This is a genomic window from Leisingera sp. F5, from assembly GCF_001593695.1.
Genome location: NZ_LUKH01000020.1, coordinates 48,508 through 61,652, shown reverse-complemented (window position 1 = coordinate 61,652; position 13,145 = coordinate 48,508). Strand labels below are relative to the sequence as shown.

The following is a 13,145-nucleotide window of genomic DNA, read 5'->3' as shown; positions in this document are numbered from 1 at the left end:
AAAAGGCGCAAATTAATTGCCCGGTTCCGGGAAAAAATCTACGCTCGTTTTTATGGCAAAAAACGAGACCGAGCAGACAGCCGCCAAAGACCGCGCACCGTTGACGGCAGCCGAAATCGGCGCCCTGGCGCATTTGTACCGGGGCGAGATCTACCGCAGCACCGTCTGGCGCACCCGGCTGGACACCACCACCAACTGGTCGGTGGTCACGCTGGGCGTGGCACTGTCGATTTCCTTCTCCTCGCCCGGCGCCTCGCCCCTGCCGCTGATCCTGGTGGGGGTGCTGATCATTTTCTTCCTGATGCTTGAGGCACGCCGCTACCGTTATTTCAACGTGTTCCGCGCCCGCGCCCGTTGGATGGAGACGCATTTTTACACCCCCATGCTGAAAGAGGGCGACCTGCATCTGGAGGAGCACTGGCAGGATGTGCTGGCCGCCGACTATTTGCGGCCGGAATACCACGTCAGCGTGATGACCGCGATCGGGCGGCGGATCCGGCGAAACTACTTTTGGATCCTGCTGATCCAATCCCTCGCCTATGCGGGCAAGATCGCGGTGCACCCCACAGGCGTCACCTCATTGCAGCAAGCGGTCGCCCGCGCCGACATCGGCCCCTTCCCGGGCGAGCTGGTGCTTGGAACCGGTCTTTTCTATGTGCTGCTTTGGGGCGGTATCGCCTGGTGGAGCACCAGAACCGACGCCGCCCGCGCCCGCAAACGCAGTTCGATGACTTCGATGGGCTAGGCCTGCCCCCTCCTCCGGCACGTCATTCTGCTGCCTTGCCTGCCACCACTGTATAGCTCATCGGCAATTGCGCCCGCTGGTCTTTATAAACATCGAAACAGGTTTCCCGGTTGGAATGCGGGTGTTCCTCAAACCTCGAGATTATCATGCCGGCATGGATCAGCCCCATGAACACATCGCTCATCTTGTGACTGTACCAATAGGAGGGCGGCGCCGCCTGTTTGGCACTGCCGTCATAGGTGATCGCCTGCTCCTCAACGGCGGGACCTTCGCTGAAATAGGAATAGGCCGGCAAATGCGGCTGCTTTGACGCTGGCTCGAACATTTCCAGCACCGGATGCGTTTCATAGATCACCAGCCGCCCGCCCGGCCGCAACAGCCTGGCCACCGCCTGAAAAAACCGGCCCAGGTCCGGCATCCAGTTCAGCACGCCGATGGTGATCACCGCAAAATCGAAATCGCGGCGGGTGCCGAATGGCAGGCTATAGATGTCAGCGCACAGAAATTCACAGTCCGATCCGGCGATGCCCTTCAGGATCTCCGCCTGCTTCAGGAACTCCGCCGACTGATCAATTCCCAGGCAACGCTCCGCACCGAAGGCAGCCAGCGACAGCGTCTCGCGTCCATTGTTGCAGCCGATTTGAACCCCGAAAAGCCCCTGCAGTTCGAACCCTTCCAGCGTCTGGGTCATTGTGGCGTCAAACGTCGAAAAACCAGGCTGGGCAAAGCCGGCGGTCAGCTCCTGCCACAGGGCATTGTCCTTGTGCAGCCGGGCCGAGTCATCCCAGGCAAGACGGTTAGCGGCAACCGCCTGCTCCAATTCAATAGGCGCATCACTCACGGCAGGTTCTCCCGGGTTAATTTGATCAAATTTCAGGCGCGATGCCGGAGCTTCAATCAGCAATCACCCCCCGGAAGAAATGCAGTCACGAAAAAGGGCCGCCCGCAGGCAGCCCTCTCATCACTCTGACCAACCGGATCCGGCTTATTCGCCGCCGCCCAGCTGGTGGACATAGGACGAAACCGCGCGGATCTGCGCCTCGGTCAGGCGGGTGTTCCAGGCCGGCATCACACCATAGCGCGAATTGGTCACCGTCTCGGTCAGCGTCGCGTAATCGCCGCCATACAGCCAGATCGCATCGGCCAGGTTCGGCGCGCCCTGGGCGCGGTCGCCGGTGCTGTCCTCAGCGTGGCAGGAGGCGCAGTTGTCGGCAAAGACCACGGACCCCGCTTCAACCTGTGAGGCATCCTGCGCCTCGCCCGACAGCGACATCACGTAGTTGACCACTTGGGAAATTTCTTCCTTCTCAAGCAGCTCGTCGCGGCCGAAGGCTGGCATCTCGGAATAGCGCGCATCGTCGCTGTCCTCGTTACGGATGCCGTGGGCGACAGTGGCGTGGATATCCTCCACCGAGCCGCCCCACAGCCAATCGTCATCCAGCAGGTTCGGATAGCCCTTGGCCCCCGCCGCACCCGAGCCGTGGCACTGGGCGCACCAGGTCTTGAATACCGCGGACCCGGCGGACACCGCGTAGGAGTTCAGCTCAGGATCTGCCGCAATTGCAGTCAGCTCGGTTGCCTCCAGCTTGGCGTTAACCGGCGCATTGGCTTCTTCGACGGCTGCGATTTCCACCGCAATATCAGCACGGGTCGACCATCCCAGCACCCCGGCGGTGGCGCCGTTGATCAACGGCCAGGCCGGATAGGCGACGGTGTAGAGCACGCCCCAGATGATGGTGGCGTAGAATGTCCACAGCCACCAGCGCGGCATCGGGTTGTCGAATTCCTCGATCCCGTCCCACTCATGGCCGGTGGTGTTCGGATCGCCTTCGAACTTTTGCGATTTCTTGCTCATGCCCTCGCCTCCTTGGTCTCGGCGGGTTCGTCAGCACCTGCGGCAGGCGCCGGTGCATCATCATGCCGGAACGGGATGTCTGCGGTGTCCTTGTAAACCTTGGTGCTGCCCGGGCGGAACGCCCAGACCACAACACCGATGAAGAAGGTGAACAGGAACAGCAGCATCCAGCTGTCCGCGAATTGCCTGAGGAGTGTGTAGAATTCCATTTTTCCCTCCTTAGCGGCTCGCGTCCGGGGTGAAGGTCGAGAAGTCGACCAGCGTGCCCATCATCTGCAAGTAGGCGATCAGCGCATCGGCCTCGGACACACCCGGCTGGCCGTCGAAGTTGCGCACATTGACCTTCTCGCCGTAACGCTCCAGCAGCCCGTCAAAATCGCTGTCGGGATCCGCCTGGGCGCGGAAGTCGGCCTGCGCGGCCTCGATCATCCCGTCCGTATAGGGGGTGCCCAGCATCGCGTTGGTGGCCATCACGTCGCCGATGTATTTGCCGTCGACGCGCTTCTCCTCAAGGAAGCCGTATTTCGGCATCACCGATTCCGGCACGACGGCCTGCGGGTTGCGCAGGTGATCGACGTGCCACTCGTCCGAGTAGCGGCCGCCGACGCGGGCCAGATCCGGCCCGGTCCGCTTGGAGCCCCACTGGAACGGACGGTCGTACATCGACTCCGCCGCCAGCGAGTAGTGGCCGTAGCGTTCGACCTCATCGCGCATCGGGCGGATCATCTGGCTGTGGCAGACATAGCAGCCTTCACGGATATAGATGTCCCGGCCCGCCAGTTCGAGAGGCGTGTAAGGGCGCATGCCCTCCACCTTCTCGATGGTGTTTTCCAGGTAGAACAGCGGTGCGATCTGCACCAGGCCGCCGATGGTCACAACCAGGAAGCTGCACACCAGCAACAGGGTCGCGTTGGTCTCGAGGATCTTATGTTTGTCGAGAATGGACATAGCTGCCTGGCTCCTTATTCAGCCGGGACCGGAACCGTCAGGCTGGCTTCTTTAGCCGGGGCCTTACGGACAGTCATCCACAGGTTGTAGCACATGATGATCGAACCGGTGAGGAACATAACCCCGCCCAGACCGCGCACCACATACATCGGGAACTTCGCTGCCACGGTGTCAGCAAAGGAGTTCACCAGGAAGCCGTTGGCGTCCACTTCGCGCCACATCAGGCCTTCCATGATCCCGGTCACCCACATCGAGGCGGCATAGAGAACGATGCCGATGGTGGCGAGCCAGAAGTGCCAGGAGACCAGGCTGAGGCTATACAAACGCTCACGCTTCCACAGCACCGGCACCAGATAATAGAGGGCGCCAAAGGTGATCATGCCGTTCCATCCCAGCGCGCCGGAGTGCACGTGGCCAATGGTCCAGTCGGTGTAATGCGACAGCGAGTTCACCGCGCGGATCGACATCATCGGGCCCTCGAATGTGGACATGCCGTAGAAGCCAACCGAGATCACCATCATCCGGATCACCGGATCGGTGCGCAGCTTGTCCCAGGCGCCCGAGAGCGTCATCAGACCGTTGATCATGCCGCCCCAGCTGGGCATCCACAGGATGATCGACATTACCATGCCCAGGGTCGATGCCCAATCCGGCAGCGCGGTGTAATGCAGGTGGTGCGGACCGGCCCAGATATAAAGGAAGATCAAGGCCCAGAAGTGGATGATCGACAGCTTGTAGGAGAACACCGGACGCTCAGCCTGCTTTGGAATGAAGTAGTACATCATCCCCAGGAAGCCCGCGGTCAGGAAGAAGCCCACGGCGTTGTGGCCGTACCACCACTGGATCATCGCATCCTGCACGCCCGGCCAGACGATGACCGATTTGGAGCCCCAGATCGAGACCGGAATGGTCATGTTGTTGACCAGATGCAGCATCGCCACGGTGACGATGAAGGCCAGGTAGAACCAGTTCGCCACATAGATATGCGGCTCCTTGCGCTTGATCACGGTGCCCAGGAACACGGCCAGATAGGCGACCCAGACCACGGTCAGCCACAGGTCAACATGCCATTCGGGTTCCGCGTATTCCTTGGACTGGGTCGAGCCGAACAGATAGCCGGTCGCCGCCAGCACGATGAACAGCTGATAGCCCCAGAACACGAACCACGCCAGATTGCCGCCCCACAGCCGCGCCGCAGAGGTCCGCTGCACCACGTAAAAGGAGGTGGCGATCAGCGCGTTGCCGCCAAAGGCGAAAATCACTGCCGAAGTGTGCAGCGGGCGCAGGCGGCCGAAATTGGCAAACCCTTGCGCCCACTCGAAATTCAGTGCCGGAAAAGCCAGCTGGAACGCAATGAAAGTCCCGGCCAGAAATCCGACCACGCCCCAAAAGGCGGTTGCGATTGTGCCAGCGCGCACGACGCTGTCGAAATACTCATTTTCCAAACCAACAACTGCCGGTTTCGGCTCGTTGGTGTGGCGCAAAGTATAGAGAAACAGGCCGCCAGCCACGATCATCACGATGATCGCATGCACCTGGTAAGCCAGATCCCGCGCGTAATTGGAACCGATCATCGCAAACAGCGTGACCAGACCAAGCGCTATCAGCTTGATATAGTTAGACATCTTGCGTCCCTTTGCCATGCCCCCGCGAATCCTGCGGATACGGGGACGTTATTAGACCGCGCCCTTCATGCAAAAGGCGCATCTTTGCTGCCTTGATCTGCATCAAGACATTTCCAAGCAACATGTGACACATCTGCCCGTGTCACGAAATTCTTCGCACCGCAGCTATCCGGGCTGCGCCGCATCATCCGCCGAGAGGTGCCAATGTCCTATAAGTCCTTGCTTACGATCCTCACAGCTGCAGAAACCGCAGCGGCGCCTTTGGCGCAGATTACGGCCCTGGCCGAAGACTTTGGCGCCCACGCCAATGCGCTATGCCTGGGTGTCGACCGCACCCAGACAGGATACTACTACGCAGGCGCCAATGCGATGGTGCTGCAGGAAACCCTGGCCCGCGCCCAGGAAGAAGCAGAACAGGTCGAAGCCCTGGCCGAAACCGCGCTGCAGCAGGCCGGCGTGCCGTTTGCCACCGACAGCGGTGTGGCCCAAATCGCGGACCTTGGCCGCCATGTGGCGCGCCAGGCGCGGTTTTCCGATCTGGTGGTGCTGGGCAAACCTTACGGGCCGGGCACGCGTGCCGAGGCTGAACCGATAGTCGAGGCTGCCCTGTTCGAGGGCCGTGCGCCGGTGCTGGTCGTGCCCGGCAAGGCCGCGCCGATGCGCCAGCCCAAAACTGTTCTGGTGGCCTGGAACGAAAGCATCGAGGCAATGACCGCGATCCGCAGGGCGCTGCCGTTTATGAAGGGCGCCGATCTGGTCCGCATCGCAGTGATCGACCCGCCGCAGCACGGCCCCGAACGCTCCGACCCCGGCGGCCTTTTGGCGCAGATGCTGTCACGGCACGGGGTCGCTTGTGAAATCGATGTGCTCAGCAAGACGCTGACCCGGGTGTCGGATGTGCTGAACCGCCACGCGGCAGACACCGCCGCCGATCTGATCGTGATGGGCGCCTACGGTCATTCCCGCTTCCGCGAAGCAATCCTGGGCGGTGCCACCCGCAATATGCTGGAACAGGCTGCGGTGCCGGTGCTGATGGCGCACTAAGACCGCGTCCGGACTGACATTCAAACCGGAAAGGCGCCCTGCGTGCGGGGCGCCTCCTTCGTGTGCTGTCTTTTGCGCTTTAACCAGCCTTGCGGATCAAGCCGATCAGGAACAGCAGGATCACTGCGCCGATGGTGGCATGGATCAGCGACCAGAAGAAGCCGCCCCCCGCGGCAAACCCCAGCGCCGGAAAGATTGTGCCCGCCAGAAAGGCACCAACCACGCCGACGATGATATTGCCGAGGATGCCAAAGCCGCGCCCTTGCATGATCTTGCCTGACAGCCAGCCGGCCAGCGCCCCGACGATCAGCATCCCGATCAAGCTTCCAAACTGCATTTCCGCCTCCGTTTGTTGTGGTTGCGCCAGTAGACCACAACCGCGGCACCGGGTCACCTGCAAGCCCCAAGGGACCTGACGGCAAGCGTTGCAAACCGGCGCTGCTCCCGCCCGTCGTCGGCCCTTCCTGCTGAAGGGCGTCCTCCCGTTGGGCGTGGCACCGCAAAGCGGTGCCCCTGCTTTCCACTCTTAAATCTGGCGAACGTAGTGCGTCCCTTGGAAAGTTGAGCGGAATTCTGCGGTTTCCGCCGCCAGCGCCGCCGGATCTTCTGCCCGCAGGCCACGGGCAATCAGCTCCGCAAGCCGCGGTGCATGCTTAAGCTCCACCCCGCGGCGCACCAGTTCCGGGGTGCCGATGCGCAGCCCGTTCATGTCGCCAGGCACTTGCGCCAGCGGCAGGCCGATGCCGCAGGTCAGGAACCCGGCCTGGCGCAGATGTTTTGAGGCCGCCTGACCACCGCCGAACGCCGCCGCCTCCAGCGCAAACTGATGCGATTGTGTCATGCCGCGCTCAGCTGCAAAGACAGGCAGGCCCAGCCTTGCCAGTTCCTGCGCCAGCACCAGCGAAAGCTCCGCCATCGCGCGGGCATACTGCGCGCCGTGCTCCCCCCAGTCCAGCAGGCTCAATGCCAGCGCTGCCGCTTTGGCGGCGTCAAAATTCGCCGTCATGCCGGGAAAGGCGATGGCATCCAGCCGTTCGGCAATTTCCGCGTCATTGGTGACGATCAGCCCGCCTGCGGGGCCGCCCAGGCTCTTGTAGGTGCTCATCGTCATTACATGCGCCCCCTGCTCCAACGGATTGGCCCAATGGCCGCCCGCGATCATGCCGCATTGGTGGGCGGCATCGAACAGCACCTTGGCACCAACCTCATCGGCAATTTCCCGGATTTCCGGCACCGGATGCGGGAACAGGTTGAGGCTGCCGCCAATGGTGATCAGTTTGGGACGCACCTCCTGCGCCAATACACGAAGCGCGCCTAAATCCACCGTATAGCCATCCGCATCAACCGGCGCCGCTTGGGTCTGCAGCCCATAAAGCCCGGCACAGCCATCCGCGTGATGGGTGACATGGCCGCCCACCGCAGCTGGCGGCGCGATGATCGCATCACCCGGCCTAGTCAGCGCCATGAAACCATAAAGGTTGGCCAGCGCGCCGGACCCGACCCGGATCTCGGCATAACGTGCCTTGAACACCTGCGCGGCCAGCTCGGCGGCGATGACCTCGATCTCTTCGACCGCTTCCAGCCCCATCTCGTATTTATCACCGGGATAGCCCAGCGACGGGCGGCTGCCGAGGCCGCTTGCCAGCAGCGCTTCCGCCGCCGGGTTCATCACATTGGTGGCGGGGTTCAGGTTGAAGCAGTCGCGGTCGTGGATCTCTGCATTGCGTGCAGCCAGCGCTCTCAGCCGCGCGGCGGTCTCTGCGCGGCTGGCCGCGGCGGTTTCGGCGGCCACCGTTTGCACGTAATCCTCGCAAGCGGCGGGCACCCAATTGCGGCGGGCAAGCTCTGTCATCTCTGTCTCCTTCACGCTGAGGCGGGTTAGTCTCTGCCCCTATCAAAGCGTCCCTGCCCCCTTGCCCGCAAATCAGTTTTACAGAAAACTAGGGCTAGAAAAATTGAGGCTAAGCCATGGCAGTTTCCCCGCCCCGCGCCAAATCCCTGCCGCTGACCGCTCTGCGTGCCTTTGAGGCAGCAGCACGGCTGGGTGGCTTTTCTGCCGCTGCACAAGAGCTGGGTGTGACCCCCGGCGCGGTCTCGGCCCATATCAAGGCGCTGGAGGACGCGCTGCAGGCGCCGCTGTTCGACCGCCGCCCCAAGCAGGTGACGCTGACCGCCCTGGGCGCGCGGGTGCTGCCGGAGTTCACAGCCGCATTTGACCAGCTCAACGCCGCTGTCCGTCATCTGCGGGCAGAGGCACAGCCCGGCACCGTGCATATCGCCACCCTGCCCGCGATTGCGCAGTTCTGGCTGTCGCCGCGGCTGCCCGCCCTGCGCGCCGCGATGCCGGACATGGCAGTATCGGTCACCGCCATTGAGGCCCCCCCGAACCTTAAACGCGCGCCTTATGACCTCTGTCTGTTCTATGGCGGTGATCAGGGGACGGTGATCGAACAGGATACAATCTTTCCGGTTTGTGCGCCCATAGTAGCCGAGAAGCTGCACTCCCCCGCGGATTTGCTCAACGTGCCCTGCCTGTCAGATGCGGTCTGGTCGCAGGACTGGGGTACGTGGCTGCAGGCAGCCTGTCCGGGCAAAACCCTGCACATTAGGGGGCCGGAGTATTCGCTCTATTCCTTGGCGGTAGAAGAGGCCGTCAATGGCGCCGGAGTGCTGATCGGCCATCAGGCATTGGTGGCGCCGCTGCTGGCCAGCGGCAAGCTGGTGGCGCCGTTTGACATCAGGGCCAGCCTGCCGCACGCCTTGCGGCTGTGGCACCTGCGTCAATCCAGCCCCCGCAGCCCGGCGGCGCGGGTCGCACGCTGGCTGGTTGAAAACGGTTAGAAAATTCCGGGAAAGCGGCCTCAGCCCAAGAAGCCGCCGTCACTGTCGTCGCCGGCCTCTTCCATCAGCAGGCGCATGTCGGGCACGGTCACATGCCGCTTGCCTTCCAGTTCGATGATACCGTCCCGCTTGAGCGCCGAGATCTGACGGCTCACAGTTTCCAGCGTCAGGCCAAGATAGTCCGCCATCGCCTCGCGGGTCAGCGGCAGGTCAAACACCATCCGGTTGGTGGCGCCGCCCGGTGTCAGCGTGGCGTCACGGCGGGCGATGATAGCCAGCAGGCTGGCGATCTTCTCGCGCGCGGTCTTGCGGCCCAGCACCAGCATCCATTCGCGGGCCGCGTCCAGCTCGTCCAGGGTCATTTCCAGCAGGCGGTGCGCGATATGCGGGGTGCGCTCCATCAGCTCTTCAAACGGTTTCTTGCGAAAACAGCACATCACCACATCCGTGGTCGCTGCCACATCATAGGCTGCCCCTTCACGCCCCGGACGGCCGACAAAGTCGCTGGGCAGCAGCAGGCCCACCATCTGGGTGCGCCCGTCCTCCATCGTCTGGGTCAGCGAGGCGATGCCCGACACAACCGAGCCGACAAAGGTCATCACATCGCCGGACCAGATGATCGGCTGGCCCGCCTCATAGGTGCGGTAGTATTTGATACCGTCCAGCTCATCCAGCTCATCCGCGTTGCACCGCGCGCAAACGGCGCGGTGGCGGATCGGGCAGTCGCCGCATCTGGACTGTGACAGTATTGGAGCGTTCATCAGGGGATCCCGGTTGATCTGGGTCAAGGCTTGCCTAAGCTGGCGTGCTTAAAACTAAAGGAATGGATCAGAAACCTCAATTGGCCGAACTCGGATTATTCGACGCCAAAGTGCCGCGCTATACAAGTTACCCGACCGCGCCGCATTTCGGAGACGCGGTGGATCCCGCCCGGTTTTCCAGCTGGGTGTCAAAGGTTGCCCCCGGCAGCAGTATCTCATTGTACGTGCATGTGCCGTTCTGCCGCAGATTGTGCTGGTTCTGCGCCTGCCGCACCCAGGGCACCCATTCGGACGCGCCGGTCGAAGCCTACGTTCAAGTGCTGAAGGCCGAAATAGCGCTGCTGCGGCAGCAGCTGCCGGAGGGCGTGACCCTGTCGCGCCTGCATTGGGGCGGCGGCACCCCGACGATTCTGAGCGCTGAGCTGATCCGCGACCTGGCAGGCACGATCGCAGAGGCCCTTCCACTGGCGCCCCGGGCAGAGTTCTCGGTTGAAATCGACCCGAACGAGATCGGGGGCCGGCGACTGGAGGCCCTGGCGGAGACGGGCATGACACGGGCCTCGGTCGGTGTGCAGGATTTCGACACGGCCATTCAGCAGGCGATTGGCCGTATCCAAAGTTTTGAGTCGACCCGGACTGCCATCGAACAGCTGCGCGCCCATGGGATTACCAGCCTCAGCGCCGATATCCTGTTCGGACTGCCACATCAGACACCAGCGCGGATGACCGAAAGCGTGCAAAAGCTCGTCTCCCTGACCCCCGGCCGGGTGGCGGTCTATGGCTATGCCCATGTGCCCTGGATGGCGGGGCGGCAATGCATGATCCGCTCCGACGCGCTGCCAACGCCCGAGGCACGGCTGGAGCTGTTTGAAACCGCCCGCCGGCTGTTCCTGTGGGACGGCTACCGGGAAATCGGCATTGATCACTTTGCACGGCCCGGTGACGGGTTGGCGGCGGCACAGCGGACAGGCCGGCTGCGGCGCAATTTCCAGGGCTGCACCGACGATCCCGCAGAGGTGCTGATCGGCATCGGTGCTTCAGCGGTCTCGCGCTTTCCGCAGGGCTATGCGCAGAATGCGCCGGGCACTTCGGCCTATATCCGCAGCATCCGCGAGGGCCGCTTTGCCACCGCCCGCGGCCATGCTTTTGGCGGTGAGGACCTGTTGCGGGCCCGGCTCATTGAGGCGCTGATGTGCGATTTCAGCATCAGCCGGGAGGAGATCCTGTCCCGCTTTGCCGTGACCGATGCAGGGCTGGACAGGATGTTTGCAGAGGCAGAGGCCGCCTTTCCCGGCATGCTGTCGGTCACCGCCAAAGGCCTTGCCATCCACGACGAGGCCCGCCCCCTGACCCGGATGATTGCGCGCAGTTTCGACACCTATGACCTCAGCAAGGCCACCCACAGCGCAGCGTTCTGAGCCTTTCTCCTAACCCTTGGAAGTTCTCCCGCCCGTCGCTGCAGCACCAAGGCGCAGCGCTCCCGTTGGGCCAGGCTCAGCGCCTTTGGCGCTGAGCCTGGCCCAAGGCCGCCAAGGCCCGTCCGGCATCAGCCGGGCGGGCCTGCGGGCGCGGGAGTTTTCCGCCTGTTCCAGGGTGCTTCAGATAAGTCAGGACTTCTGCCGAAATGTTTCGCGCGCGAAACATTTGGTCAAACCTGCTGCCGCAACTTATGGGCGTTGCGCAGGCCGTGCGCGCATAGATGCAGCAAAGTCTGCCAGAGTATTAACCCGCCGCCGCCAGCAGCCTGCGGGTGTAGTCCGCCCGAGGATTGGTGAATAAGTCCTCGGCCGATCCGGTCTCCACCACGTCGCCTTGGTTCATCACAACCACATTGTGCGACATAGCCCGCACCACATTCAGGTCGTGGCTGATGAACAGATAGGCCAGCCCATAACGGGTCTGCAGATCGCGCAGCAGCTCGACGATCTGAACCTGCACCGTCATGTCCAGCGCCGAGGTCGGCTCGTCCAGCACCACCAGTTTGGGGCGCAGCACCATAGCGCGGGCAATGGCGATGCGCTGGCGCTGGCCGCCGGAGAACTCATGAGGGTAGCGGTCCATCGCTGCCGGGTCCAACCCCACCTCCTGCATCACCTCCGCCACCAGCTCACGCGGCTTGCGGTGCTGGTCGACCTTGTGGATCGCAAGGCCTTCGGAGATGATCTGGGCGCAGGTCATCCGCGGACTGAGCGAGCCGAAGGGATCCTGGAACACGATCTGCATGTCCTTGCGCAGTTTGCGCAGATCACGGGTGGACCATTTGCGCAAATCCTGGCCCTGGAAGGTCACCGCACCCTCGGATGCAATCAGCCGCATGATCGCCAGCGCCAGAGTGGTCTTGCCTGAGCCGCTCTCGCCGACGATGCCAAGCGTCTCGCCTGCGCGCACCGCAACCGACATCGGGTTCACTGCCTTCACATGGCCCACGGTGCGTTTCAAGAGGCCCCGCTGGATCGGGAACCAGACCTTGAGGTCCTTGGCCGCCACCAATTCCTGCGCATCCGGGGCAACCGGCTGCGGCTGGCCCGAAGGCTCTGCTGCCAGCAGTTTCTGCGTGTAAGCGTGCTGCGGATTGGCGAAGATCTCTGCCGCCAGGCCTTCCTCGACGATCTCGCCGTCCTTCATCACGCAGACCCGGTCAGCTATGCGGCGCACAATGCCGAGGTCATGGGTTATGAACAGCAGCCCCATGCCCTCGCTTTTCTTCAAGTCCGCTAAGAGGTCGAGGATCTGCGCCTGGATGGTCACATCCAGCGCCGTTGTGGGTTCGTCCGCGATCAGGATGTCGGGCTTGTTGGCCAGCGCCATGGCGATCATCACCCTCTGGCGCTGCCCGCCCGAGAGCTGATGCGGATAGGCGCTGAGCCGGCTTTCCGCGTCGCGGATGCCGACCTTGTTCAACAGCTCCAGAATACGGTCCCGCGCGGCGCGGCCCGTCAGACCCTGGTGCAGGGCGATGGATTCCTCCAGCTGGCGTTCGATGGGGTGCAAGGGGTTGAGCGAGGTCATCGGCTCTTGAAAGATGAAGCTGATGTCATTGCCGCGCACATCCATCAGGTGCTTCTCATCGGCGCCGACCATTTCGGTGCCGTCATAGGTGACCGAGCCCTCGACCATGGCGCTGTCGCCCAAGAGAGACACGGTGGAGAGCGCCGAGACGGATTTGCCTGAGCCGCTCTCGCCCACCAGCGCCACGGTCTCGCCGCGATCCACCGAGAAGGAGACGCCGCGCACGGCTTCGGTGATCTTGCCGTCTTGGCGGAAGGAAACGCGGAGGTTCTGGACGTTCAGGAGGGGGGAGTTGTTTTCGTTGCCCATTAATCTGC

General features: G+C 62.9%; 13 protein-coding genes. 4 read left to right on the top strand and 9 right to left on the bottom strand.

Annotation, left to right across the window (positions count from 1 at the left end; all coding sequences use genetic code 11):
* The first annotated feature begins 52 nt into the window (after positions 1–52).
* Entirely contained in the window at positions 53–745 is a 693-nt protein-coding gene (locus A2I95_RS15075) for a DUF2270 domain-containing protein (RefSeq protein WP_291730698.1), read from the top strand.
* A 22-nt stretch (positions 746–767) separates the two neighbouring features.
* Here the strand turns inward: A2I95_RS15075 and A2I95_RS15070 are convergent, their stop codons facing one another.
* The 5 genes from A2I95_RS15070 to ccoN all read right to left on the bottom strand — a co-directional run bounded on the left by A2I95_RS15070 (position 768) and on the right by ccoN (position 5,173).
* Positions 768–1,586 carry a class I SAM-dependent methyltransferase gene (locus tag A2I95_RS15070; RefSeq protein WP_291730696.1) on the bottom strand — a complete coding sequence of 273 codons (819 nt, stop codon included), beginning with the start codon at positions 1,584–1,586 and terminating at the stop codon, positions 768–770.
* Between the two features lie 144 nt (positions 1,587–1,730).
* Complete coding sequence (gene ccoP, locus A2I95_RS15065; protein WP_291730695.1) at positions 1,731–2,600, bottom strand: cytochrome-c oxidase, cbb3-type subunit III; 870 nt, start codon at positions 2,598–2,600, stop codon at positions 1,731–1,733.
* Entirely contained in the window at positions 2,597–2,809 is a 213-nt protein-coding gene (locus tag A2I95_RS15060) for a CcoQ/FixQ family Cbb3-type cytochrome c oxidase assembly chaperone (protein ID WP_027257987.1), read from the bottom strand. Before A2I95_RS15060 ends, ccoP begins: the two co-directional genes overlap by 4 nt.
* Positions 2,810–2,819: 10 nt before the next feature.
* Complete coding sequence (ccoO, locus tag A2I95_RS15055; RefSeq protein WP_027257986.1) at positions 2,820–3,548, bottom strand: cytochrome-c oxidase, cbb3-type subunit II; 729 nt, start codon at positions 3,546–3,548, stop codon at positions 2,820–2,822.
* 14 nt (positions 3,549–3,562) lie between these two features.
* Entirely contained in the window at positions 3,563–5,173 is a 1,611-nt protein-coding gene (gene ccoN / locus A2I95_RS15050; RefSeq protein ID WP_291730694.1) for a cytochrome-c oxidase, cbb3-type subunit I, read from the bottom strand.
* A gap of 204 nt (positions 5,174–5,377) precedes the next feature.
* Here ccoN and A2I95_RS15045 point away from each other — a divergent pair, with 204 nt between their 5' ends.
* Positions 5,378–6,217, top strand: a complete 840-nt coding sequence (locus tag A2I95_RS15045) for a universal stress protein (protein WP_291730693.1) — start codon at positions 5,378–5,380, stop codon at positions 6,215–6,217.
* Positions 6,218–6,296: 79 nt separating this feature from the next.
* Here A2I95_RS15045 and A2I95_RS15040 read toward each other — a convergent pair whose 3' ends face one another.
* Positions 6,297–6,554 carry a GlsB/YeaQ/YmgE family stress response membrane protein gene (locus A2I95_RS15040; protein WP_027257983.1) on the bottom strand — a complete coding sequence of 86 codons (258 nt, stop codon included), beginning with the start codon at positions 6,552–6,554 and terminating at the stop codon, positions 6,297–6,299.
* Between the two features lie 189 nt (positions 6,555–6,743).
* Positions 6,744–8,069 (bottom strand): aminotransferase class I/II-fold pyridoxal phosphate-dependent enzyme, encoded by a 1,326-nt coding sequence (gene glyA / locus A2I95_RS15035; RefSeq protein WP_291730691.1) that lies wholly within the window; start codon positions 8,067–8,069, stop codon positions 6,744–6,746.
* Between the two features lie 116 nt (positions 8,070–8,185).
* Between glyA and A2I95_RS15030 the strand changes: the two genes are divergently transcribed.
* The gene (locus A2I95_RS15030) at positions 8,186–9,058 is read left to right on the top strand and encodes a LysR family transcriptional regulator (RefSeq protein ID WP_291730690.1); all 873 of its coding nucleotides are present in this window, start codon (positions 8,186–8,188) and stop codon (positions 9,056–9,058) included.
* A gap of 20 nt (positions 9,059–9,078) precedes the next feature.
* Here A2I95_RS15030 and fnrL read toward each other — a convergent pair whose 3' ends face one another.
* Positions 9,079–9,819: a transcriptional regulator FnrL gene (gene fnrL / locus A2I95_RS15025; protein WP_291730689.1), complete on the bottom strand. Its 741-nt coding sequence runs from the start codon at positions 9,817–9,819 to the stop codon at positions 9,079–9,081.
* Between the two features lie 62 nt (positions 9,820–9,881).
* On the opposite strand from fnrL, the gene hemN reads away from it, so the two are divergent.
* Positions 9,882–11,237 carry an oxygen-independent coproporphyrinogen III oxidase gene (gene hemN / locus A2I95_RS15020; protein ID WP_291730688.1) on the top strand — a complete coding sequence of 452 codons (1,356 nt, stop codon included), beginning with the start codon at positions 9,882–9,884 and terminating at the stop codon, positions 11,235–11,237.
* A gap of 304 nt (positions 11,238–11,541) precedes the next feature.
* Here hemN and A2I95_RS15015 read toward each other — a convergent pair whose 3' ends face one another.
* Positions 11,542–13,137 (bottom strand): ABC transporter ATP-binding protein, encoded by a 1,596-nt coding sequence (locus tag A2I95_RS15015; protein WP_291730687.1) that lies wholly within the window; start codon positions 13,135–13,137, stop codon positions 11,542–11,544.
* Positions 13,138–13,145: the final 8 nt, after the last annotated feature.